The following is a 20,857-nucleotide window of genomic DNA, read 5'->3' as shown; positions in this document are numbered from 1 at the left end:
GTCGGGGCGGTAGGCGACGACGAGGAGCATGGGCAGCTCCTCGGCGCGGGGCGCGAAGGCGGCGACCCCCGGAGTAGCGGGGCCAGGCGTCGCCCGGCGGCTCAGGGACGCAGCTCCTGGGTGCAGCACTTCACGCTGCCGCCGCCCTTGAGCAGTTCCGACAGGTCCATGCCCAGAGGCTCGAAGCCCCGGTCGCGGAGCGGCTCGAAGAGCCCCACCGCCGCCTGGGGCAGCAGCACGTGGTGGCCGTCGCTCACCGCGTTCAGACCGAGCGTCGCCGCGTCCTCCTCCGTCGCGAGCAGGGCGTCGGGGTAGAGCCGGGACAGCACCTCCTGGCTGCCGGGGGAGAAGGCGCCGGGGTAGTACATGACCTCGTCGCCCTCCGCGTCCAGGACGCACAGCGCCGTGTCCAGGTGGTAGTAGCGCGGGTCCACGAGCTCAAGACCGATCACCGGGCGCCCGAAGAACTCCTGCGCCTCCAGGTGCGAGAGCGGGGTGGAGCGGAAGCCGCGGCCGGCCAGGATCCACGACGAGGTCACGGCGAAGTCGCCCTCGGCCTCGTTCACGTGGTCCGGTACGCGCACCTCCGTGTACCCGTTGTCGCGGAACCAGTCCAGGTGCGCTGCCTCCTCCTCCGTACGCTGCGGGTGGGCGAACCGGGCGCCGAGGACACGGCCGTCCACCACGGTCGCGCCGTTGGCGGTGAAGACCATGTCCGGCAGTCCCGGGCGCGGGTCGAGCAGTTCCACGGTGTGGCCGAGGGCGCGGTAGCGGGCCGTCAGGTCCTCCCACTGGGCGAGGGCGAGCGGCAGGTCGACCGGTTTCGTGGGATCCATCCAGGGGTTGATGGAGTACGTCACCTCGAAGTGCGTGGGTGGGCACATCAGGTAACGGCGGGGCGAGGCCTCGCGCGGGGTCTGGCGCAATGAGAGCTCCTCACGGACGGAGAATCAGTCGTCGGACGGAGCTTATGGTCCGCCTTCGACCGGCGCGGCGCAGTGAACCGTTCGGGTGGTTCCTTCGAACATCAGGCGGGGCAGAGGGGCACTGACACCCGGAAGTAGACGAGACGTGACGTCTCGTCGGCTGCTAGATTGGCACCATGTCCGACAGCAAGAGCCCCCGGGGCTCCGCCGCCAAGGCCCCCGACGCCTCCCGTCGCAGCGAACGTTCCCGCCGCGCCATCTTCGACGCCGCCCTCGCGCTCGTCTCCGAGACCGGCTACGCCAGGACGACCATCGAGGGCATCGCCGCCCGCGCAGGCGTCGGCAAGCAGACCATCTACCGCTGGTGGCCCTCCAAGGCCGCCGTCCTCCTCGACGCATTCCTGGACCTCGCGGCTCAGGCGAACGAGGCGCTCGGCGGCGACGCCGACAGTGAGATCCCCGACACCGGCGACCTCGCCGCCGACCTCAGGTACGTGCTCCGCGCCACCGTCGACGAGCTGAACAACCCCACCTACGACGCCCCCTCCCGCGCCCTCGCCGCCGAGGGGATCGTCAACCCCGAACTCGGCGCCCAGTTCGTCGAGAAACTCCTGGAACCCCAGCTCCAGTACTACGTACGACGCATCGAGGCCGCCCAGGCCGCCGGCGACATCGACCCCGACATCGACCCCCGTGTCGCCCTCGAACTCCTCGTCGGACCCCTGAACCACCGCTGGCTCCACCGCACCCTGCCGCTCACGCACGCCTACGCCGACACCCTCGTCGACTACGCGCTGCGCGGGCTCGCGCCCAGGGCGTAACCCCGTTACGTACCCCGGTTGGGGACTCCGGTCACTTGAAGCACGGGAAGATGCGACGATGGGCAGAGCCGAACGGGCGAGTAACAGGCGAGCGCAGGTGTGAGGGGATAGATGGGCGACGGTATCGGCCGCTACCGCGGCACGGACAGCAGATTCGCGCAGTGGCTGCGCAGGCGCCCGAAACGCACCGCGGCCGAGGACGAGAACCACCGCGAGACACTGCTCCTGGCCACCGCCGCCGCCGGACTTCCCCTCGCCCCCGCCGCGTACCCCGTCGGATACCGCTGCTCCTGCGAGCGCATCGGCTGCCCCACGCCCGCCCGGCACCCCGTCTCCTTCGCCTGGCAGACCCAGTCGACCACCGACCGCGCCCAGATCGAGCGCTGGGCCCGCAACGAGCCCGAGGCGAACTTCGTCACGGCCACCGGCATGGTCCATGACGTCCTCGACGTGCCGCTCGCGGCCGGCCGGGCCGCCCTGGAGCGGCTCCTCGACCAGGGCGTGGAGGTCGGACCCGTCGCCGAGTCCGCCGAGAGCGCGGGCGACGGCGGCCGGATGCTCTTCTTCACCGCCACCCGGGGCACCCCGGAGGACGAGGACGAGTGGTGGCCCTGCGAGCTGGACTGCCATCCGGAGACCATGGACGAGCATCCGGGACTGCGCTGGCACTGTCGCGGCAGCTACGTCCTCGTACCGCCGGCCCGGCTCATCGGTGACGAGGACGAGCAGCCCTCGGTCGCCTGGGTGCGCGGTCCCGAGCACGCCCTGCCGGACCCGCTGAACCTCCTGGAGACCCTCACCGACGCCTGCGCCCGCCACGCGGCGGAGCGCGGCGACCAGCACGCCGAACCCGAGGTCGCCTGGCCGCTGGGCCGCCGCTGAGAGGTCCCGCTAGGAGCCCTTCGCCGCCGTGACGCCCTGGAGGCGCCCTGTGACCGTGACGCCGTCGCGGTCCGTGCCCGCCGGCTTCACCAGGACCGACTGGCTCGACACCCACTCCTTCGTGACGGTGTTCTTCACCTCGCCCGTCATGAGCGCCTTCACGTCGTCGCCGACCTTCGGCCGGTACCCCTTGGCCGCCGTCTGCTGCTCGAAGTAGCGCGTCGCGAAGAAGACCAGCGCCCCGCCGTCCTCGGTCGCGAGGGCGAGCGGCGAGAAGTCCCCGGTGTCCGTGGGCTGGTCGACGTACTGCGTCGCCATGCCGACCCGCTTCGCGCCCTGCCGGCGCTGCTCCCGCCACCCGGTGGTGTGCGGCCCCGCGGCGAACGGGCCCAGCTCCCCGCCCCCGAGGAACGAGACGAAGCCCTTGCCCAGGTCCTTCGGCGCGACCGCGAGGGAGGTCGAGTCCGACGCGACCGGCACCGCGAACCCGCCGTCCGTCCTGAACGCGGGGACCTCGTCCACGGTCATGATCGTCAGATAGGCGGCTTCCCACAGCTGGTCCGGGCCGTTGCGCACGAAGGCCACGAGCCAGCGGGTGTCGGCGCTGCCCTGGTCGGTGTCCCGGTTGGAGTCGGTGTCCGCGACGAACCAGCGTGGCCAGCCCGCCTTCTTGGGGACGACGAACTTCGCGTCGGTGAGCTCCAGCGGCTCGTGCTTCGGGTTGCCCCCGGGCGCGGTGACCGAACGGGACTTCAGACCGGCCTGGTTGATCGCCCCGAGCGGCCCGGTCACCCGGTCCGCGTCCAGGGCGGGGTCGTGCTTCTTGTCGGCCGCGTTGTAGGCGTCGGTGAAGTCCTTGAGGGCCTGGGCCGCCTCCGTCTTCGACGCCGCAGGAAGCAGCTCCCGCTCGCCGTGCACCGTCACGCAGCCGCTCGCCGTCAGCGCGAGCACGCTCGCCGCCGCCGTCGCCACGAACACCCGCGACGGTCGCCCCGGCCCATCGAACGCCCTGGACGGACGCCCCAGCTCAGTGAGTGCCCTCGACGGGCGCCTCGGCCTTCTCATCGGTCGCCTTCTGCTTCTCCACCGGCACGGACGGACCAGACCCTACCGGGGCCGGGAACGGCGCGAGCGGCGGGACCGGACAGTGCGCCCACACCGTGACCTGACGGACCGAAGGGGGGCGGCCGTTCAGGGCGTCGGTTCAGGGCGTCGGTTCAGGGCGTCGGTTCAGGGCGGCTGTTCAGGGCGTTCTCCTCGGTACGACGAGAGGGGCGCCGGTCCGCGGGTGCGCGAGGACCTCCACCGGCTGCCGGTAGACCCGGCTCAGGAGCTCCTCGTCGAAGACCTCGGCCGGCGGTCCGTCGGCGGCGATCCGGCCGGCGTGGAGCACCCCGACCCGGTCCGCGTGCGCGGCGGCGAGGCCGAGGTCGTGCAGCACGACCACCACCGCGACACCGGCGGCGGCGCGTTCGCGGCAGACCCGGAGCACCAGTTCCTGGTGGCGCAGGTCGAGCGCGGCCGTCGGCTCGTCGAGCAGCAGCAGCGGGGTGCGCTGGGCGAGCACGCGGGCCAGGGCGACCCGGGCCCGTTCGCCGCCGGAGAGCGCGGGGAAGGGGCGGTCCGCGAACGGCTCGACCTCGGTGGCCGCCATGGCCTCGGCGACGGCGGCCTCGTCCTCCTCCTCGTACCCGGTCCCGGCCCACGGGGCCCGGCCCATCCGGACCACCTCGGCGACCGGGAACGGGAAGGCGAGCGCGGCCGCCTGCGGCAGCACAGCCCGGCGCAGGGCCAGTTCGGGCGCCGACCAGCCGCCGGCGGGCCGCCCACAGATCCGTACCTCGCCGCCCGCCGGCGCGAGATCCGCGGCGAGCGCGCCGAGCAGCGTCGACTTCCCGGCCCCGTTGGGCCCCACCAGAGCCAGCACCTCACCGGCCCGTACGAGGGTGTCCACCCCGCCGAGGACCTCCCGGCCCCCGAGCCCGACCCGCAGCCCCCGGACCTCGGCGACGACGTCGCCGTGCGCCGGCGGGACGGGAAACTCGCGGGCCCGGCCCGCGAGCCGCAGAAGACCGCTGATCATGCCCAACCACCCTGCCGACGACGGGTCCTGCGCAACAGCCAGAAGAAGAACGGGCTGCCGAAGAGGCCGGTGAGGACGCCCAGGGGGAGTTCGGCCGGGGCCGCGACGGTACGGGCCGCCAGGTCGCCGGCCGCGAGGACCACCGCGCCGCCGAGCGCGCTGCCCGGGACCAGGAACCGGTGGCCAGGGCCGTTCGCCATCCGCAGCAGGTGCGGGACGAGCAGGCCCACGAAGGTGATGATCCCCGCCACGGCGACCGCCGCGGCCGTCAGCAGCGCCACGACCAGGATCAGGACGATCCGCAGCCGCTCGACGTCAACCCCCAGGTGCCGCGCGGGCCGCTCGCCGAGCGCGAGGAGGTCCAGCTTGCGGGCGTGGAACGGGGCGACGGCCAGGCCGACCAGCGCGCAGGGCAGGACGGCGAGCACCTTCGGCCAGGTGGCCTGGGCGAGCGAACCGAGCTGCCAGAAGGTGATCTGGGTGATCTGCGCGTTGTCCGCGAAGAAGATGAAGAGGCCGATCAGCGCGCCCGCGAAGGCGTTCACCGCGATGCCGGTGAGGATCAGCGTCACCACTTCCGTACGGCCCCCCGCACGGGACATCGCGTACACGAGGAAGACGGTGGCGAGCCCGGCCGCGAACGCGCAGACGGTCACGGTCCAGTTGCCGAAGAAGCTGAGGCCGAGCGCGATCGCCCCGACCGCGCCCACGGCCGCGCCGGCCGAGATGCCGATCACCCCTGGCTCGGCGAGCGGATTGCCGAACACGCCCTGCATCAGGGCGCCCGCGCAGCCGAGCGAGGCGCCGACGAGGATCGCGAGGACGACCCGGGGGAGCCTGATGTTCCACAGCACGCTCTCCGCCGACCGCTCCAGGGCGTGGCCGCCGAGGCCGAGGCGGTGCTGCACCGAGGCGAGCACGTCACCGAGCGGGATCTCGTACGCCCCGACGCCGGCCGAGAGCAGCGCGAGGACCACCAGGACGGCGAGGAGGACGAGGGTCAGCGTGGCGGCGGTACCGCGCGGCTTGCGGGCGGGGGTGGCCGCCCTCGGGGTCGGGATCTCCTCGACGGGCTTCGCCGTGTCCGGTCGCGCCGCCGCGCCGTCGGGCGACGGCTGGGTCACCGAGTCGTCGACGGCGGTCACTTGCTCTCCCCGTACAGCTGGCCGACGAGCGACTTCAGCACCTCGTCCGTGCGCGGGCCGTAGTTGAGGAGGACGCCGTCGTCGATCGAGACGACCCGGCGGTCCATCCCGGCCGGCGTCTCCGCGACGCCCGGGATCTTCACCAGGCCTTCGACGCCGCCGACCGACTGGAGGCCCTTGCTCATGACGAGGATCGCGTCGGGCGCGGCGGCCGCGAGGGCCTCGCTGGTCATGGGCGTGAAGTCCTTCCTCAGGCCGGACTCCTTGCCCGCGTCGACCGCTCCCGCCGCCTCCAGGAGCGACGCGGCACCGGACTCGGCGCCGCCGAGGAGGTAGACGGCCGCCGAGCCGCGGACGTAGAGGAAGGCCACACGCGGCCTGTCCTTCGGCCCCTTCTGGACGGGAATTTCCTTGCGGACGGCGTCGATCCGGTCCTGGGTGCGCTGCTTCAGCGCGGTCCCGGCCTCCGGTGCGCCGAGCGCGGCGGCGACCGTGTCGATCCGGGTGGACACGTCCGCCAGCTCCTTCGCGGGCTTCACCACGACGAGCGGGATGCCCGCGTCGAGGATCTGGGCGATCGCCTCGGCCGGTCCCGTGGAGGTGTCGGCGAGCACGAGCGTCGGCCGCAGCGAGAGCACGCTCTCGGCGGAGACGTCGTGGGCGCGGGTCACCACCGGGAGCTTCGCGGCCTGTTCGAAGGTGGCCGTGATGTCCCGGGCGACGACCCGGTCGCCGAGACCGAGGGTGAAGACGATCTCGTTGAGGGAGCCGGTGAGCGGGACGATCCGCTCCGTGGAGGTGACGGTGACCTTCCGGCCGTCCGCCGAGTCCACGGTCGCGGGGAGCGTGGACTTCGGTGCGCCGGGCAGGGGTTCGACCCGGTCGGGAGCGGCCTTCGCCCGTGTGGAGTTCGCCGAGGGGCCGGACTGCCGCGAGGCGCTTCCGTCGCCGCAGCCGGTCGCCAGGAGCGCGAGCGCGAGTGCGGACATCAGCACACCCGCGAGGCGAGTTCTCTGCACGGGGAAGCACCGTCCTGTTCGTTCTGGGCAGCGGTCTGTCGTTTCGGCTCCGCGTAGCTTAGGTTAGCCTTACCTCACTTGCTAGCCCTCGGAGGGGTTCCATGCTGCTGTCCAGACCCGCCCGGGCGTTCACCGTCCTGCTGTTCGCGGCGATCCTCGGGTCCCTGCTCCCGGCCACCGCCGCCCAGGCCGCGGACCGTGCCGTGCAGGGCGGCAGACTCGACTGGGGAATCAAATCCTCCTTCCAGAGTTACGTCACGGGCCCCATCGCCCAGGGCAATTGGAAGCTCACGGGCGGCGCCGCCACCGTCGGCGGCAGCCAGTTCCGCTTCCACTCCGCGCAGGGCTCGTACGACCCCGCGAGCGGCGCCTTCACGGCCGGCTTCACGGGCGGGGTCCGCTTCCTCGGTCACCGCAAGAGCGACGGCACGCACGAGCTGGATCTGACGATCGGTCGGCCGCGGGTACGGATCGAGGGCGGGCGCGGCACGCTCCACGCCGACATGGCGAGCAAGGCCAAGGGATCGGGGCAGGTCACCTCCTCCTCCCAGGTGCCACTCGCCTCCCTCGACCTGTCCGGCATCGACATGCGCGGCGGCGGCAGCCCGATCTCGCTGACCAACGTGCCCGCCACGCTGACCTCGCAGGGCGCGCGGGCCTTCGCCGGCTACTACACGGCCGGGACCCCGCTCGACCCGATCAGCCTCACCGTCGACGTGAAGGCGGCCGCGGAGCCGACGGCCACCACGTCCGCCGAGCCGTCCGCGACGGCCTCCGTGACCGGCTCCGCGGCCCCCGGCGGCTTCCGGGACGGAGCCGTCGACTGGGGCGTGCGCCGTACCTTCCGCGAGTACGTCACCGGCTCCATCGCCCAGGGCAGGTGGACCCTGTCGGCCGGCGCGCAGGACGGCGGCGCGCTGTTCCGCTTCCCGAGCGGGAAGGGCACGTACGACCCGAAGGAGCAGACACTCGACGCCGACTTCGCGGGCTCCGTCCGCTTCACCGGCACCCACATCGACCTCGCCCTCGGCAAGGTCTCGGTCACGGTGACCGGCGGCAGGGGCACGCTCAGCGCCGATGTCACCAGCGCCGGCAGGACCGAGAAGGCGGTGCCCCTGATCACCTTCACGGCCCGGGACTTCGCCCCGAAGAACGGCCTCGCCGTCCTGACCGAGGCGCCCGCCACCCTCACCGAGGGCGGCGCGAAGGCCTTCGGCGGGATGTACAAGGCCGGCACGGAGATGGACCCCGTCTCGCTGGCCGTCGCGGTCGACGCGAAAGCCCAGCTGCCGGCTCTGCCCGACCTGGGCAGCGACACGAAGCCCTCGGCGCCGGCCTCGGCCTCCGCCTCCGGTCCGGCGGCCGCCTCCGCTTCGGCCGATCCGGCCAAGGCGGCGGCCTCGAAGGACTCCTCGGCCACGACCACGGCCACGTACATCGCGCTCGGCGCGGGCGCGCTCCTGGCGGCGGCGATCGCCGTGTACGTCGTCCGCCGCCGCCGTACGACAACCCCCGCGGCCTGAGCCCCACCGTTCCCGGACCCCCGCTCGGGCCTGAGCCCCACCGTTCCCGGACACCCGCTCGGCCCGAGCCCCGCCGTCACCATTCCCGGACAGTCCCTCAGAACCCCGCTGTTCGCCCCACCCTCGCCCCCGATCCCCCTCTCGTAGGAGACCACCCATCATGGCCACAACGACCCCCCGTCGTCCCGTCACCCTCACGGCGGCCGTCGCCACCGCCGCCGCCCTCGGGGCGAGCGTCTTCGCCCTGCCCGCCCTCGCCGCGGACGGGACGGAGAAGGCCGCAGGCGCCCCCGTCATGGAGCTGAAGGAGGGCACGCTGGAGTGGGGCTTCAAGGAGTCCTTCCGCAAGTACCTCGCCTCTCCGATGGCGGCGGGGAGGACCACGGTCGCGGGCGGCGCCAAGCAGGCCGCGGACAACGGGGTGTTCACCTTCGTCGACGGCACCGGTACGTATGACACCGGGATGCACGCCACGGCCAACTCCTTCAAGGGCAGCGTCCACTTCGAGGCCCACCACGGCGTCCTCGACATCACGCTCTCCGACGTGAGGCTTTCGACCAAGGGCACGGCCGCGCCGACCGGCGAGATCACCGCCGACGTGGTCACCAAGGGCAACGACGGGAAGTTCGTCACCCGTGACGACGTCGCGATCGCCGCGCTCGACATGTCCAAGGTGCGGCCGGGGCAGGGCGCGGGCGGCGCGATGGTCTTCAAGGACATCCCGGCGAAGCTGACCAAGGGCGGCGCGGAGGCCTTCGCGGGCTTCTACAAGGAGGGCGACGCGCTCGACGCGGCGACCCTGACGGTGAAGGCGGGCGGTACGCAGCCGACCCCGACGCCCACGCCGACGAAGACCACGACGCCCACGCCCACCCCGAAGCCGACCGCGACGAAGACCACGGCCCCGCCGGCCACCGCCCCCACCACGGCGGCCCCGACCACCGGCACCCCTTCCGTCCTGAACGGCAAGCTCACCTGGGGCGTGAAGGAGTCCTGGCGCTCGTACGTCGTGAGCACCTGCGGCGGCAAGGCCACCACGACCGGCGGCGCGACGAAGAACGGCCCGGTGTACGACTTCGCCTTCGGCTCGGGCGACTCGGACGCGAAGGCCCGCAAGGCCGACGCGGTCTTCAAGGGCACGGTCCGCTTCGAGTGCGCCGCGCACACCATCGACCTGGCGATCAGCGACGTGAAGGTCAAGGCGAACGGGTCCTCCGGCACCGTCGTCGTGGACGTCACCACCGCCAAGGGCACGAAGAACGACGTGACGTTCGCCGACCTCGACCTGGCGAAGGCCGACTACTCGGCGAGGAACGGCGTCGTCACGCTCCTGAACGTCCCCGCCAAGCTGACCAAGGACGGCGCGGCCCAGTTCGCCGGCCCGAACGGCGAGGCCTTCTACAAGGCGGGCGCCGCGATCGACCCGGTGACGGTCGCCCTGACCGTGGACAAGGACGCCTCGCTGCCGTCCACGACCACCGGCGGCACCTCGGGTAGCAGCGGTTCGACCGCCGGTGGCTCGACCGCCGGTGGCTCGACCACGGGCGGTGGCGGCACGGTCGGCGGCTCCGGCTCCCTCGCCGCCACCGGCGCGGGCCTCCCGACCGGCGCGCTCCTCGGCGCGGCCGGCGCCACCGCCTTCGCGGGCGCGGCCGTCGTCTTCGCGGTCCGCCGCCGCACGACGGAGTCCTGAGCCGACGACAGTCGACGGCTCCCGAGCCCGGCTCCCGAGCCCGGCTCCCGAGCCCGGCTCCCGAGCCCGGCTCCTGAGACCGCCACCCCCCACAGGCAGGGCCGCACCCCCGGAAACGGCGGTGCGGCCCTGCCGCGCGCCCGGCTAGCGTGCGGTCCATGAGCCCGAGCCCCCGCCTGCGCCTGCGCCGAGAGAACCTCCCGGGACGGACGTACCGCGCCGACGGCCCGCCCGGACCGCCCCCGCTGCACTGGGAGATGACGGACGGCCGGAGGATGCTGCTCCGCCAGTCCGGACGGCCCGTCCTGCTGGCCCGCGTCGACGAGGACCGGGGCGGGGTCCGGATCCACCGCCGAGCCGGCTACCGCTCGCCCCTGCCGCCGATCCGGGCCGACGAGTCCCGCGCGATGCCCGACTGGTCGCAGCGGTACGCCCGTTGGCTGGCCGACGCCGACGAAGGGCCCCTGCACACGGGGCGGTGGGTGTTCGGGGCGCGTGACGTCTTCCCGCCGTACGTCTGGGGCTCCGACTTCCTGACGGCCTGGCCCGACGGCCACCTGGACTGGGGCGACGGCTGGAACGGTGTCGTTCCCTTGCGGAGGCTGTCGGCCCCCGACGCCCCGCGCGTGAAGGCGTACCGCCGACAGGCAAGGGAGGGCGGCCTCGCTCCCGTACTGCTGTGGAGGGCCGGCGCCTTCGACGGCTGGCTGCTGCTCGACGGGCACGACCGGGCGGCGGCGGCACTGGCGGAGGGACGGACGCCCCGCACGATCGTGCTTGCCCGTGGAGAGGACGAGGACACCGTCGCCGAGTTCCTCGCATCCCTGCCCGGCGCGTACGAGCGGATGATGGCGGGAGGCTTCGGCGGTCCCGACCCGGAGCGGCAGCGGGAGGCGGTCTCGCGCGCCCTCTCCGACGTCGCCGCCTTCGCCCCGTACGAGGAAGCCCGCACCCGGGCCTGGCCGATTCCCGGGGGACCGGCGGAATGGGACGCGTGGATGCTTGAATTCCGCCATGAACACGACCGCGACGAGTAGCGTCACCGACATCGACGTCCTGCGTGTCTTCTGCGCCGGTGACGGCCGGTACGGCAACGCACTGGGTGTCGTACGGGACGGGCGGCACCATCCCGACGAGGCGTCCCGGCAGGCGCTCGCCAAGGAGCTCGGGTTCAGCGAGACCGTGTTCGTCGACGACCCCGAGCGCGGGCACGTCGACATCTACACGCCCGGAGTGCGGCTCCCGTTCGCCGGTCACCCGCTCGTCGGGACCGCCTGGCTGCTCGACCTGGAGGTCGTCCGGCCGCCCGCGGGCGAGGTGTGGGTGCGCGGGGACGGGGAGTTCACCTGGATCGAGGCCCGCGCCGAGTGGGCCCCGCCGCGGACCCTGCGGCGGTACGGCTCCGCCGACGAGGTCGACGCGCTCGACGTGCCGGAGCCGGGCGAGTGGGTCTACGCCTGGGCCTGGGAGGACGAGGCCGCCGGGCGGGTCCGGGCGCGGGGCTTCCCGGGGCGCGGGGACGGCATCGACGAGGACGAGGCGACGGGCGCGGCGGCCCTGCTGCTCACGGCCGAACTCGGCCGGGCCCTGAACATCACGCAGGGCCGGGGGTCGCAGATCCTGACGGCCCCAGGCCCTGACGGTGTCATCGAACTCGGCGGAAGGGTCCGCCTGGAACGGGCCCTGCCCCTCACGCGCTGACGATCACGCGGTGACGGTGACGGTGATGAGGACGCTCACGCGCTCAGCGGGAACTCGGTTCCCAGCTCCCGGAACACCGCGCCGTTGAAGTCGAACGCGCGCTTGCACTCGTCGATGATCCGCTGCTTCTCCAGGTCGTCCGCGTTCACCCCGTCGAGCAGCTCCCGGTAACCCCGCTTGAAGGCCGCCGGGTTCGCGATCTCGTCGAAGACGTAGAAGCGGACGCCGTCGCCCTTGCGCGCGAAGCCCCATGTGCGCTCCGCCTTGTCGCGGATGATCTGGCCGCCCGACAGGTCGCCGAGGTAGCGCGTGTAGTGGTGCGCCACATAACCGGCCGGCCACTCCCGCGCGCACTCGGCCACCCGCGCCGCGTACGCGGCGGTGGCCGGCAGCGGGGAGAGACCGTCACGCCAGTCCTGGCCCCGCAGATGGGCGAGGTCCTGCTCCAGAGCGGCCGTGCGGAACAGCTCCGGCTGTATGAACGGCCCGGCCACCGGGTCGTTCCTCAGTGCCTCGGCGCCGTCTTCCAGGGCGCGGTACACGAACCAGAGCTGCTCCGTGTACCGCGTGTAGGCCTCGACGGCGAGCCGGCCGCCGAGGAGGTCGCTCATGAAGGTCGACGTCTCGGCCTCGGTGTGCTGCTCGTGAGAGGCCGTGCGGATGAGCGTCGAGAAGGGCGTGTCCAAGGCGTGCCTCCGGAGCCGATGGGGACGGGAACCTGTTGAGATATTGCTACTTAGGCTTACCTAAGTCAACTGGTTCCCGACGACCTGTCGGTAAAAACGGTACCCCGGAGAGGGGTCAGGGCAACGTCAGAATCTCGGTACCCGTCTCCGTCACCACGAGCGTGTGCTCGAATTGCGCCGTCCGCTTCCGGTCCTTGGTCACGACGGTCCAGCCGTCGTCCCACATGTCGTACTCGTGCGTGCCCAGCGTCAGCATCGGCTCGATGGTGAACGTCATGCCGGGCTGGATGACCGTGGTGGCGTGCGGGGAGTCGTAGTGGGGGATGATCAGCCCGGAATGGAACGACGAGTTGATGCCGTGCCCGGTGAAGTCGCGCACGACGCCGTAGCCGAAGCGCTTGGCGTACGACTCGATGACCCGGCCGATGATGTTGATCTGCCGGCCGGGCTTGACCGCCTTGATGGCCCGGTTGAGCGACTCACGGGTGCGCTCCACGAGGAGCCGGGACTCGTCGTCCACGTCGCCGCAGAGGTAGGTGGCGTTGTTGTCGCCGTGGACCCCGTTGATGTACGCCGTGACGTCCAGGTTCACGATGTCGCCGTCCTTGAGGACGGTGGAGTCGGGGATTCCGTGGCAGATGACCTCGTTGACCGAGGAGCAGAGCGACTTCGGGAAGCCGCGGTAGCCGAGGGTGGAGGGGTACGCGCCGTGGTCGCACATGAACTCGTGCGCGACCCGGTCCAGCTCGTCCGTGGTGACCCCCGGCGCGATGTGCTTGGCGGCCTCCTCCATCGCCTGCGCGGCGATGCGGCCGGCGATCCGCATCCGCTCGACGGTGTCGGAATCCTGCACCTCGGGCCCCGTGTACGGGGTGGGCGCGGGCTTCCCGACGTACTCGGGACGGCGGATGGCTCCCGGAACGGAGCGGTGGGGGGAGAGTTCCCCCGGTACGAGAAGCGACTGGCCAGACATGTCAGCGAGTCTAACGACCAGGTCTGGGGCAGCATGGCCTCAGAGGAAGGAGCCGACGATGGCCCTGTTCAAGAAGCGTCAGGTGGGCAAACCGGGCGAGTGGTACTACTGCCTGGTGCACCACAAGGTCGAGGAGGGCCCGGACTGCCCCGCCAAGGACCGCTTCGGCCCGTACGAAAGCCCTGAGGAAGCGACCCGCGCGATGGAGACCGCGCAGGAACGCAACCTGGAGTGGGAGAACGACCCCAACTGGCACGACGCCCCTAAGGGCGCCCCGCAGGACGCCCCGAAGCCGGACGAGACGCCCGACTAGACGCCTGACCGGACGCGGCTGACCGGGGGCGCGGATCCCCTCAGGCCGGGGCCCCGGCGGCCCCGGCCTTCTGCTGTGCCTCACGTTCCGCCTGTGCCGCCTTGTGGCGCCGCGCGTCCTCGTCCGTCTCGGAGTCGTACGTGAGCAGCTTCGGCAGCGTCAGGCAGAGCAGCCCGACCGCCGCCACGCAGGCCACGCCACCGCTCCAGACCGCCGCCCGCGTGCCCGTCCAGCCCGCCATGGCGCCCGCCCTGACCTGGCCGAGCTGCGGGCCGACGCTGTACGAAAGGACCTCGATCCCGGCGAGCCGCCCCCGCAGCTCCTCCGGGATCGTCTGGTTCCAGATCGTGGAGCGGCCGAGTCCGCTCAGCATGTCGCCCGCGCCCGCGAAGGCCAGGCAGATCAGCACCAGCCACACGTTCCCGAACCAGCCGGCCGCCGCGATCGCGAGCCCCCAGCCCGCCGCCCCGAACACCACGAGCAGCCCGTGGCGGCGGATCCTCGCGGTCCAGCCGCTGGTCATGCCGAGGACGAGCGAGCCCACCGAGCCTGCCGCGTACATCAGGCCGAGCGACCACTCCGCGTCCAGCTCCGCCGCCAGGAACGGGAAGATCGCGTTCGGGAAGGCGAAGAACATCGCCGCCAGATCGATCGCGTACGTACCGAGGAGCACCGGCCGCGACCAGGCGTACCGCGCGCCCTCCGCGATGCCGCGCAGCGAGGGCTTCTCGGCGTCGTGCGCGGGCGGGGCGGGGGAGAGGCGGCGGCACAGCAGGACGGAGAGCGCGAAACCGGCGAGGGTCACGCCGTACGCCGTCGCCTGCCCCGCGTACGCCACGACAAGACCCGCGAGCGCGGGGCCCGCGATGGCGCCCATCTGCCAGCGCAGCCCGTTGAGCGCGGCGGCGGCCGTCATCTGGTCGTGCGGGACGATCCGGGCCAGGAGCGAGTCGAGCGCGGGCCGCTGGAGCCCGGACAGGGCGGAGACCAGGGCGGCGACGACGTAGAGCGGCCAGAGCAGCGGTTCCGACAGCAGGGAGTTGAGCAGCAGGATCAGGGCGAGCAGCCCGAGCCCCGCCTCGGTCGCGACGATCACCTTCCGCCGGTCCACGGCGTCCGCGAGCGCGCCGCCGTACAGCCCGAACACCACCAGCGGGACCAGCTCGACGGCCCCCATCAGACCCACGGCGAGCGGCGAACCCGTCAGCTCCATGATCTGCAGCGGCAGCGCGATGAGCGCCATGAAGCTGGCGAAGACAGTCACCAGACCCTGGATCCACAGCAGCCGGAAGTCGTGGGAGGAACGCCACGGCGCGAGATCGGGCAGCAGGGCGGAGAGCTTCGAGGTCACGAGCGACCATGCTCCGTCGGCCGCGCGGCGCCGGGCAACCGATTTACGGGGCCACGGAGCCCGGGTCACGGAGCCCGGGTCACAGGGCGTCGGGCCCGGGCTACCAGCCCGGCGGCGGCGGTGACGTCAGATGGTCCGCCAGGAGCGAGAGGCGGTCGCGGAGGCGGCGGCGGCCGCGCGGTGGCGGGAGGCTGTTCTCTCCGGCCGCCGCGGCCACCAGGTGCTGGACCGTGTCCAGGTCCACCTCCGCGCCCGCCCGCACCGCCAGCGCCTCGTGCGCCAGGCCGTGGACCTCCGGATCGCCGTCGTCGAGCGAGAGCACCGTCGCCCCCGCCCGGCGCGCGTCGTGGACCCGCTCCAGGAGCCCCGCGTCGGGTCGCTCGGGCGCCACGACCAGCAGCGTCGCCCCGCGGCGCGCCGACTCCAGGCGCCCGAGGCCGACGGCCAGGTGCGCCGGATCGCCGGGCCGCACCCGGTGCCGTACCAGCGTCGGCGCCAGCTCCGGCTGCCCCGACCAGGCGGCCTCGTCCACCAGGTGCGCCGCCAGGTGCCAGGGCTCGTACCCCTCGGTCCCCACAAGCAGCAGCCCGCCCCCGTGCGGGACGACGGAGGACCGGAGCGACCCCGCGAACCGACGGGCCTGCCTCGGCCACTCCGTCCCGGCGAGCACCTCGCGCAGCAACGCGACCCGTACGGCATCCATGGCGCCGCATCCTGCCCCAGCCGGGCCGCGTCCGCAGGGCGGTTGCCGAGGTTCCACCCGTACGGGAACGGACGGGGCGACCGGCCAGTAATGTCGAGGCCATGACTACGACTGACAGCAAGCCCGCCCCCAAGGACCCCTGGGACCTCCCCGACGTGTCCGGCCTCGTCGTCGGCGTCCTCGGCGGCACCGGCGACCAGGGCCGCGGCCTCGCCTACCGCCTCGCCAAGGCGGGCCAGAAGGTGATCATCGGCTCCCGCGGCGCCGACCGCGCGCGGACCGCCGCCGACGAGCTGGGCCTCGGCGTCGAGGGCGCCGACAACGCCGAGTGCGCCCGCCGCAGCGACATCGTGATCGTCGCCGTGCCGTGGGACGGGCACGCCAAGACCCTGGAGTCGCTGCGCGCCGAACTCGCGGGCAAGCTCGTCGTCGACTGCGTCAACCCGCTCGGCTTCGACAAGAAGGGCGCCTACGCCCTCAAGCCCGAGGAGGGCTCCGCCGCCGAGCAGGCCGCCGCCCTACTGCCCGACTCCCGGGTCACGGCCGCCTTCCACCACCTCTCCGCGGTGTTGCTCCAGGACCCCGCGATCGACGAGATCGACACGGACGTCATGGTTCTCGGCGAGGAGCGCGCCGACGTCGAGATCGTCCAGGCACTCGCCGGCCGCGTCCCCGGGATGCGCGGTGTCTTCGCGGGCCGGCTCCGCAATGCCCACCAGGTCGAGTCGCTCGTCGCCAACCTGATCTCGGTCAACCGCCGCTACAAGGCCCACGCGGGGCTCCGGGTCACCGACGTCTGACCCGGCCCGGCCGACCGCGTGCCCGGACGCGCGGGGGCATGGGGGACACTGGACGGGCACCGTCAGCCGTATCCGGACAGGAGCCGTCCCCCATGCCCCGCCTCGCTCTGTACGCCCTCGCCGTCTGCGCCCTCGCCGTCGTCGCGGCCGTCGTCTCGTTCGCCGCGGGCATGTGGCTGGGGATCGTCTGGGTCCTCCTGGCCGGCCTCTCCTCGAACATGGCCTGGTACTACTTCCGCCGCGCGAGGACCGAGGCCGCCCGGGCCGCCGAGGGCGCCTAGGGGGTGTCGTTCGGATCTTGAGCAGAGTGGCTTCGGCGCAGGGAGAGAAGGATCAGCAGCGCGAAGGCGGCGAACGCGGCGCCTGTGCGTGCGTAGTTGAACGCCTCCCAACGAGCCAGGATCTCGGCGTGATCGGCGGGCGCCGAGTTGGCCGCCCACTGCTTGATACGGCCGTTGATGGGGACGTTGCCGAGACGGGTGATCAGGAAGGATGCCAGGGCGAGGAGCCCGGCTCCGCCGGCCAGCCGCCGTGAGGCGCCACGTTTCATGGCGGCGAGCGCGAGGGCGCTGAGCACCGATATGCCCATGGCGCCTTGCATGGTGATGCCGTTCATCTGCATCAACTGGGCGTGGAAGGACAGCCTCATGTCGAGCGGTACGGCGTTGAAGGTGGGGACGAGGTTGGCCGCTCCGTAGCCGAACGCGCCGGCGAGAGCGCCGGTGGACAGCAGGGCGAGGCCCTGGACGAGCCGGACGCGCATGCCGATCACTCCCCCCTCTTCCGTTCGGCGGCGATGACGGACCGTGTGAGCTGCTCGGCTCGTCGCAGCAGGCCGTCGGGTGTGAACTCGGCGAACATGTGGACTCGTGTTGCAACCGGTCCGCCCTTGCGCATCTGGGCGTGGATCGTGAAGCGGGTCGCTACCCGGCCGCCGTCCGCGAACGCTTCGTGCACCTCGAACCGAAACTCTCGCAGGTTCTTGCGTACTGGGCGGAGGTGAGCGAGGAGGCGGTCCCAGTCCAGTGGTACGCCGTCAGCGACGTGAACGACGTCACGGGTGTAGTACCGGGACATCAGCTCGGAGGCGTCCTCCGAGCCATGGACCACGGCGTCGGTGAAGGTCGTGAAGAAGTCGGCGATGAACTGCTCGGGAGGTTTCGTTCGGAGAGGGTTCACCATGCTCCTGCCATGCGTGGGGCTGCACCCTGCAGCAATCTCTTACATGTCTGTAAGATATGGCGAGGCTTCCATTTCTGACAAGGGTGTAAGAGTTGACTGCGTTCGAGACCCCGGGCGACTCGCCGCAGGCGCGGCCTCGCCGTCGCGCCGACGCGGAACGCAGCAGGGCCGCGGTGCTGGACGCCGCGGTCCGACTGCTGGCCGAGCGGCCCGATGCCGGAATGGCCGCCATCGCTGCCGCGGCCCGGGTGACCCGCCAGACCGTGTACGCGCACTTCGGCAACCGTGACGCGCTGATCAACGCTGTCGCCGACCGGATCACGGACCAGGCCATGGCCGCGATGGACGAGGCGGAAGCAAACGGCGGTCCCGCCCTGGACCAGCTGCTGCAGCTCCAGGACATCGGCTGGCGGCTGTTCGAACGCAACCCGGTGCTCCTCCAGCTCGGAAGCGCCCGCGCCGGCTCCGCTGCCGACCATGCCCGCCATGAGCCCGTCGCGGCCCGGCTCGCCCGGCTCATCGAGAAGGGCCAGGCGTCAGGCGAGTTCGACCCCGCACCACCAGCCACCTGGCTGGTGGCCGCAGTCACCGCGCTCGGCCACGCGGCAGGCGACGAAGCCGGGGCACACCGCATGTCGGTGGAAGAGGCGGCAACATGGCTACGAACCGCCACACTCGCCCTCCTGGGGCCTGCCCGGCGGATCTAGCGCAGCCGCCCCTTGGGCCTCGATGCACCCGTGATGGGTGTGCCGAGATGGGGCCCTTCGACCGGTGAGGGAAGATGGACAGCGGCGTGCACGAAGGCTGTGGCCCGGTGCAGGCTCTCTCCCGGGTCATGAGCTGATTCTCGTCAAGAGCCGCAGGGGCCCTGCGGGCGGGGTTGGCGGCCGTGCAGGTGCGGCCCCGTGTCCGGGTGCGTGAACGATCACGCGATTCCCCACCGACAACGTCAGCTTCCCCGCCCAAGTGTGCGATGGGGACAAGCTCACGCGCGTTCATCGATCGGCGGAAACAGCCTCCACGTCGCCTCGCGGGGCCCGTTCCTCTGCTTCCTCTGCGTTGGCCAGCCAGAAGAAGACCGGCGGCAGGCCGAGCTCGATCACCGCCAGCGTGATCTGGAACCACTGCGGCCAGCCGTGCACGGCGAGCGAGAGCAGCCGGCCCACGCCACCCAACAGGAAGACGCCGGCCAGCCACCGCACCGCCCGAGCCGGGATCGGGCGCTGCCGCGCGGCCCAGAGCCAGGCCAGCCCGTAGCCGACGAAGCAGGCCCCCATGAATCGGCCCCAGCTGTCGACCGTCGCCCCGGCGGAACCGGCCCCGGGGATCGCCGCGTTGCCGAGTGCCACGTGGAACAGACCGATCGCCACACAAGCCCAGCCCATCAGCTGTGTGAGTACGCGCAGAGCCCTGGCCATAGTCCCTCCAAGCCGTCCTGGCGGAGCTTAGTTGACATGCGTCTACTACACTGGCGTGCTAGTAGACGCATGTCAACTAAGCTTCATTCGTGCCTCCCCGCCAGCGACTCACCCCTGCCGACCGCCGCGCCCAACTCCTCGCCGTCGGCTCACGGCTCTTCGCCGCACACCCGTACGCCGACGTGCTGATGGAGGAGGTGGCTGAAGAGGCCGGCGTCTCCCGGGCCTTGCTCTACCGCCACTTCCCCAGCAAGCACGCCCTGTTCGCGGCCATCTACCAGCAGGCGGCGGACCAGCTGCTCGCCGAGACGCGCTTCGACCCCGCCGACTCCCTGGTGGAACAGCTCATCCAGGGCATGGACGTCCATCTCGACTACTTCGTGGCGAACCGCAACGCCGTCCTCGCCGCGAACCGGGTCCTCGCGGGCGACCCGGTGATCCAGACGATCATGACGAACGAGCTGGACGCCCTCCGTGCGCGGCTGCTGACCGTACTCCCACTCGCGGACGAGAGCGCCCGCGAGGCCGTGTCCGGCGTCCTGAAGAGCTGGCTGGTCTTCGTCCGGGTCCTCTGCGTCGACTGGCTCACCCACGAGACCTGTCCCCGCACCCAGTTGCGCGACGTCTGTATCGGCGCGGCTCTCGGCGCCCTCCGGCCGCTACTTGCCGAGGACCCGGCCCCCGACTGGCTGCGGCAAGGGCCCGGCACGGGCGCCTAGGTCGTTTCCTTCGGACCGCCGAGAGCGCCTAGACCTGGCAGAGCTCCGGCGTCTCCTGCCAGAAGCGGTAGAGGTTCGAGCCGCAGTAGCGGGAGATCTCCGGGACGCCGAGCGCCCGCATCAGCGCGTCGATCGTGTCGAAGAACGCGCCGTTGATCGCCGGGACGAAGAGCAGCGCGATCACCACGAAGAAGCCGTACGGCGCGTACGGCTCGATCTGCCGCTTGATCCTGTACGACAGCCAGGGCTCGATCACCCCGTAGCCGTCCAGGCCCGGCACCGGCAGGAAGTTCAGGAGCGCCGCCGTCACCTGGAGGAACGCCAGGAACGCGAGCGCGTACTGGAAGGCGAGCGGGACGCCGTCCAGCGCGTCCAGCCAGAACGGCGCCGTGCAGACGATCGCGAACAGCACGTTCGCCAGCGGGCCCGCCGCCGAGATGAGGCTGTGCTTCCAGCGGCCCCGGATCCGGCCCTGCTCGATGAAGACCGCGCCGCCCGGCAGACCGATGCCGCCCATGATCACGAACAGCACCGGCAGGATGATGCTGAGCACCGCGTGCGTGTAGGCGAGCGGATTGAGCGTCAGGTACCCCTTCGCGCCGACCGTGATGTCCCCGCCGTGCAGCGCGGTGCGGGCGTGCGCGTACTCGTGGAGGCAGAGCGAGACGATCCACGCCGACGTCACGAAGAGGAAGATCGCCAGGCCGGGGGAGGACGCGAAGTCGCTCCACACCGCCCAGCCGGTGACCGCCATGACGGCGAGGATCGCCAGGAAGACCGGGCTGATCCGGCGCTCTTCCCTGCGGGTGGTGGCCGTCGTCATCGGTGGGACTCCCTCGGGCGCGGCGGGCTGTGTGCGGGAAACGTGCCGGGGGTGGGGTGAGTTCCTGCGAAGATCCCCGGCTCACGGAGAATAGAG

Annotated in this window: 24 protein-coding genes; 11 read left to right on the top strand and 13 right to left on the bottom strand. The window is 72.1% G+C overall.

Annotated elements, in window-relative coordinates:
• Nucleotides 1-101: 101 nt before the first annotated feature.
• Nucleotides 102-926, bottom strand: a complete 825-nt coding sequence (gene ddaH / locus ACGFYP_RS11355) for a dimethylargininase (protein WP_393489689.1) — start codon at nt 924-926, stop codon at nt 102-104.
• Nucleotides 927-1,102: 176 nt separating this feature from the next.
• Between ddaH and ACGFYP_RS11350 the strand changes: the two genes are divergently transcribed.
• Nucleotides 1,103-1,747: a TetR/AcrR family transcriptional regulator gene (locus ACGFYP_RS11350; RefSeq protein WP_393489684.1), complete on the top strand. Its 645-nt coding sequence runs from the start codon at nt 1,103-1,105 to the stop codon at nt 1,745-1,747.
• 111 nt (nt 1,748-1,858) lie between these two features.
• Nucleotides 1,859-2,629, top strand: coding sequence for a bifunctional DNA primase/polymerase (locus ACGFYP_RS11345; protein WP_361968443.1), 771 nt, complete (start codon nt 1,859-1,861; stop codon nt 2,627-2,629).
• Between the two features lie 9 nt (nt 2,630-2,638).
• On the opposite strand, the gene ACGFYP_RS11340 is transcribed toward ACGFYP_RS11345, so the two are convergent.
• The 4 genes from ACGFYP_RS11340 to ACGFYP_RS11325 all read right to left on the bottom strand — a co-directional run bounded on the left by ACGFYP_RS11340 (nt 2,639) and on the right by ACGFYP_RS11325 (nt 6,846).
• Nucleotides 2,639-3,607: a hypothetical protein gene (locus tag ACGFYP_RS11340; protein ID WP_393489674.1), complete on the bottom strand. Its 969-nt coding sequence runs from the start codon at nt 3,605-3,607 to the stop codon at nt 2,639-2,641.
• Nucleotides 3,608-3,872: 265 nt separating this feature from the next.
• Nucleotides 3,873-4,712, bottom strand: a complete 840-nt coding sequence (locus ACGFYP_RS11335) for a heme ABC transporter ATP-binding protein (RefSeq protein WP_393489668.1) — start codon at nt 4,710-4,712, stop codon at nt 3,873-3,875.
• On the bottom strand, nt 4,709-5,773 hold the full coding sequence (locus ACGFYP_RS11330) for a FecCD family ABC transporter permease (RefSeq protein ID WP_393490916.1): 1,065 nt from the start codon (nt 5,771-5,773) through the stop codon (nt 4,709-4,711). Before ACGFYP_RS11330 ends, ACGFYP_RS11335 begins: the two co-directional genes overlap by 4 nt.
• A gap of 80 nt (nt 5,774-5,853) precedes the next feature.
• Nucleotides 5,854-6,846: a hemin ABC transporter substrate-binding protein gene (locus ACGFYP_RS11325; RefSeq protein WP_393490911.1), complete on the bottom strand. Its 993-nt coding sequence runs from the start codon at nt 6,844-6,846 to the stop codon at nt 5,854-5,856.
• A 131-nt stretch (nt 6,847-6,977) separates the two neighbouring features.
• Between ACGFYP_RS11325 and ACGFYP_RS11320 the strand changes: the two genes are divergently transcribed.
• From ACGFYP_RS11320 to ACGFYP_RS11305, 4 genes are all read left to right on the top strand, one after another.
• Nucleotides 6,978-8,399 (top strand): HtaA domain-containing protein, encoded by a 1,422-nt coding sequence (locus tag ACGFYP_RS11320; protein WP_393489662.1) that lies wholly within the window; start codon nt 6,978-6,980, stop codon nt 8,397-8,399.
• Between the two features lie 160 nt (nt 8,400-8,559).
• Nucleotides 8,560-10,092 carry an HtaA domain-containing protein gene (locus ACGFYP_RS11315; protein WP_393489656.1) on the top strand — a complete coding sequence of 511 codons (1,533 nt, stop codon included), beginning with the start codon at nt 8,560-8,562 and terminating at the stop codon, nt 10,090-10,092.
• A 158-nt stretch (nt 10,093-10,250) separates the two neighbouring features.
• A complete protein-coding gene (locus ACGFYP_RS11310; protein WP_393489649.1) occupies nt 10,251-11,129 on the top strand; it encodes a hypothetical protein in 879 nt (292 codons plus the stop codon).
• Nucleotides 11,107-11,793, top strand: a complete 687-nt coding sequence (locus ACGFYP_RS11305; protein ID WP_393489641.1) for a PhzF family phenazine biosynthesis protein — start codon at nt 11,107-11,109, stop codon at nt 11,791-11,793. Before ACGFYP_RS11310 ends, ACGFYP_RS11305 begins: the two co-directional genes overlap by 23 nt.
• 35 nt (nt 11,794-11,828) lie before the next feature.
• Here ACGFYP_RS11305 and ACGFYP_RS11300 read toward each other — a convergent pair whose 3' ends face one another.
• Nucleotides 11,829-12,479: a heme oxygenase (biliverdin-producing) gene (locus ACGFYP_RS11300; RefSeq protein WP_393489638.1), complete on the bottom strand. Its 651-nt coding sequence runs from the start codon at nt 12,477-12,479 to the stop codon at nt 11,829-11,831.
• A 115-nt stretch (nt 12,480-12,594) separates the two neighbouring features.
• Nucleotides 12,595-13,452: a type I methionyl aminopeptidase gene (map, locus tag ACGFYP_RS11295; RefSeq protein WP_393489634.1), complete on the bottom strand. Its 858-nt coding sequence runs from the start codon at nt 13,450-13,452 to the stop codon at nt 12,595-12,597.
• Nucleotides 13,453-13,510: 58 nt separating this feature from the next.
• Here map and ACGFYP_RS11290 point away from each other — a divergent pair, with 58 nt between their 5' ends.
• The gene (locus ACGFYP_RS11290) at nt 13,511-13,765 is read left to right on the top strand and encodes a hypothetical protein (RefSeq protein WP_393489631.1); all 255 of its coding nucleotides are present in this window, start codon (nt 13,511-13,513) and stop codon (nt 13,763-13,765) included.
• Nucleotides 13,766-13,805: 40 nt separating this feature from the next.
• On the opposite strand, the gene ACGFYP_RS11285 is transcribed toward ACGFYP_RS11290, so the two are convergent.
• Entirely contained in the window at nt 13,806-15,116 is a 1,311-nt protein-coding gene (locus ACGFYP_RS11285) for an MFS transporter (RefSeq protein WP_393489628.1), read from the bottom strand.
• A 100-nt stretch (nt 15,117-15,216) separates the two neighbouring features.
• Nucleotides 15,217-15,819 carry a hypothetical protein gene (locus tag ACGFYP_RS11280; protein WP_393489625.1) on the bottom strand — a complete coding sequence of 201 codons (603 nt, stop codon included), beginning with the start codon at nt 15,817-15,819 and terminating at the stop codon, nt 15,217-15,219.
• A gap of 101 nt (nt 15,820-15,920) precedes the next feature.
• Between ACGFYP_RS11280 and npdG the strand changes: the two genes are divergently transcribed.
• On the top strand, nt 15,921-16,619 hold the full coding sequence (gene npdG, locus ACGFYP_RS11275; protein WP_393489622.1) for an NADPH-dependent F420 reductase: 699 nt from the start codon (nt 15,921-15,923) through the stop codon (nt 16,617-16,619).
• Between the two features lie 92 nt (nt 16,620-16,711).
• Nucleotides 16,712-16,900 (top strand): hypothetical protein, encoded by a 189-nt coding sequence (locus tag ACGFYP_RS11270; protein WP_393489619.1) that lies wholly within the window; start codon nt 16,712-16,714, stop codon nt 16,898-16,900.
• Here the strand turns inward: ACGFYP_RS11270 and ACGFYP_RS11265 are convergent.
• Both ACGFYP_RS11265 and ACGFYP_RS11260 read right to left on the bottom strand, forming a co-directional pair.
• The gene (locus tag ACGFYP_RS11265) at nt 16,897-17,382 is read right to left on the bottom strand and encodes an anthrone oxygenase family protein (RefSeq protein WP_393489614.1); all 486 of its coding nucleotides are present in this window, start codon (nt 17,380-17,382) and stop codon (nt 16,897-16,899) included. The genes ACGFYP_RS11270 and ACGFYP_RS11265 overlap by 4 nt on opposite strands.
• Before the next feature lie 5 nt (nt 17,383-17,387).
• Nucleotides 17,388-17,801: a nuclear transport factor 2 family protein gene (locus ACGFYP_RS11260; protein ID WP_393489610.1), complete on the bottom strand. Its 414-nt coding sequence runs from the start codon at nt 17,799-17,801 to the stop codon at nt 17,388-17,390.
• A 92-nt stretch (nt 17,802-17,893) separates the two neighbouring features.
• Between ACGFYP_RS11260 and ACGFYP_RS11255 the strand changes: the two genes are divergently transcribed.
• Nucleotides 17,894-18,508, top strand: a complete 615-nt coding sequence (locus ACGFYP_RS11255) for a TetR/AcrR family transcriptional regulator (RefSeq protein WP_393489607.1) — start codon at nt 17,894-17,896, stop codon at nt 18,506-18,508.
• A gap of 288 nt (nt 18,509-18,796) precedes the next feature.
• Here ACGFYP_RS11255 and ACGFYP_RS11250 read toward each other — a convergent pair whose 3' ends face one another.
• A complete protein-coding gene (locus ACGFYP_RS11250) occupies nt 18,797-19,219 on the bottom strand; it encodes a DUF4345 domain-containing protein (protein WP_393489604.1) in 423 nt (140 codons plus the stop codon).
• A gap of 89 nt (nt 19,220-19,308) precedes the next feature.
• On the opposite strand from ACGFYP_RS11250, the gene ACGFYP_RS11245 reads away from it, so the two are divergent.
• Nucleotides 19,309-19,938: a TetR/AcrR family transcriptional regulator gene (locus tag ACGFYP_RS11245; protein WP_393489600.1), complete on the top strand. Its 630-nt coding sequence runs from the start codon at nt 19,309-19,311 to the stop codon at nt 19,936-19,938.
• Between the two features lie 28 nt (nt 19,939-19,966).
• Here ACGFYP_RS11245 and ACGFYP_RS11240 read toward each other — a convergent pair whose 3' ends face one another.
• Nucleotides 19,967-20,761 (bottom strand): site-2 protease family protein, encoded by a 795-nt coding sequence (locus tag ACGFYP_RS11240; RefSeq protein WP_393489596.1) that lies wholly within the window; start codon nt 20,759-20,761, stop codon nt 19,967-19,969.
• Nucleotides 20,762-20,857: the final 96 nt, after the last annotated feature.

It is taken from the genome of Streptomyces sp. NPDC048370, from assembly GCF_043200825.1.
Taxonomy (GTDB): domain Bacteria; phylum Actinomycetota; class Actinomycetes; order Streptomycetales; family Streptomycetaceae; genus Streptomyces.
The sequence above is the reverse complement of the archived record's forward strand: the minus strand, read 5'-3'. Positions and strand labels throughout refer to the sequence as shown.

What these genes read in the sequence shown, in the direction of transcription:
- ACGFYP_RS11305 (WP_393489641.1), top strand. Translation starts at nt 11,107, where the DNA reads ATGAACACGACCGCGACGAGTAGCGTCACCGACATCGACGTCCTGCGT.
- ACGFYP_RS11240 (WP_393489596.1), bottom strand. Translation starts at nt 20,761, where the DNA reads ATGACGACGGCCACCACCCGCAGGGAAGAGCGCCGGATCAGCCCGGTC.
- ACGFYP_RS11350 (WP_393489684.1), top strand. Translation starts at nt 1,103, where the DNA reads ATGTCCGACAGCAAGAGCCCCCGGGGCTCCGCCGCCAAGGCCCCCGAC.
- ACGFYP_RS11290 (WP_393489631.1), top strand. Translation starts at nt 13,511, where the DNA reads ATGGCCCTGTTCAAGAAGCGTCAGGTGGGCAAACCGGGCGAGTGGTAC.
- ACGFYP_RS11260 (WP_393489610.1), bottom strand. Translation starts at nt 17,801, where the DNA reads ATGGTGAACCCTCTCCGAACGAAACCTCCCGAGCAGTTCATCGCCGAC.
- ACGFYP_RS11270 (WP_393489619.1), top strand. Translation starts at nt 16,712, where the DNA reads ATGCCCCGCCTCGCTCTGTACGCCCTCGCCGTCTGCGCCCTCGCCGTC.
- ACGFYP_RS11280 (WP_393489625.1), bottom strand. Translation starts at nt 15,819, where the DNA reads ATGGATGCCGTACGGGTCGCGTTGCTGCGCGAGGTGCTCGCCGGGACG.
- ACGFYP_RS11335 (WP_393489668.1), bottom strand. Translation starts at nt 4,712, where the DNA reads ATGATCAGCGGTCTTCTGCGGCTCGCGGGCCGGGCCCGCGAGTTTCCC.
- ACGFYP_RS11250 (WP_393489604.1), bottom strand. Translation starts at nt 19,219, where the DNA reads ATGGCCAGGGCTCTGCGCGTACTCACACAGCTGATGGGCTGGGCTTGT.
- ACGFYP_RS11315 (WP_393489656.1), top strand. Translation starts at nt 8,560, where the DNA reads ATGGCCACAACGACCCCCCGTCGTCCCGTCACCCTCACGGCGGCCGTC.
- map (WP_393489634.1), bottom strand. Translation starts at nt 13,452, where the DNA reads ATGTCTGGCCAGTCGCTTCTCGTACCGGGGGAACTCTCCCCCCACCGC.
- npdG (WP_393489622.1), top strand. Translation starts at nt 15,921, where the DNA reads ATGACTACGACTGACAGCAAGCCCGCCCCCAAGGACCCCTGGGACCTC.
- ACGFYP_RS11265 (WP_393489614.1), bottom strand. Translation starts at nt 17,382, where the DNA reads ATGCGCGTCCGGCTCGTCCAGGGCCTCGCCCTGCTGTCCACCGGCGCT.
- ACGFYP_RS11345 (WP_361968443.1), top strand. Translation starts at nt 1,859, where the DNA reads ATGGGCGACGGTATCGGCCGCTACCGCGGCACGGACAGCAGATTCGCG.
- ACGFYP_RS11310 (WP_393489649.1), top strand. Translation starts at nt 10,251, where the DNA reads ATGAGCCCGAGCCCCCGCCTGCGCCTGCGCCGAGAGAACCTCCCGGGA.
- ACGFYP_RS11320 (WP_393489662.1), top strand. Translation starts at nt 6,978, where the DNA reads ATGCTGCTGTCCAGACCCGCCCGGGCGTTCACCGTCCTGCTGTTCGCG.
- ACGFYP_RS11325 (WP_393490911.1), bottom strand. Translation starts at nt 6,846, where the DNA reads ATGTCCGCACTCGCGCTCGCGCTCCTGGCGACCGGCTGCGGCGACGGA.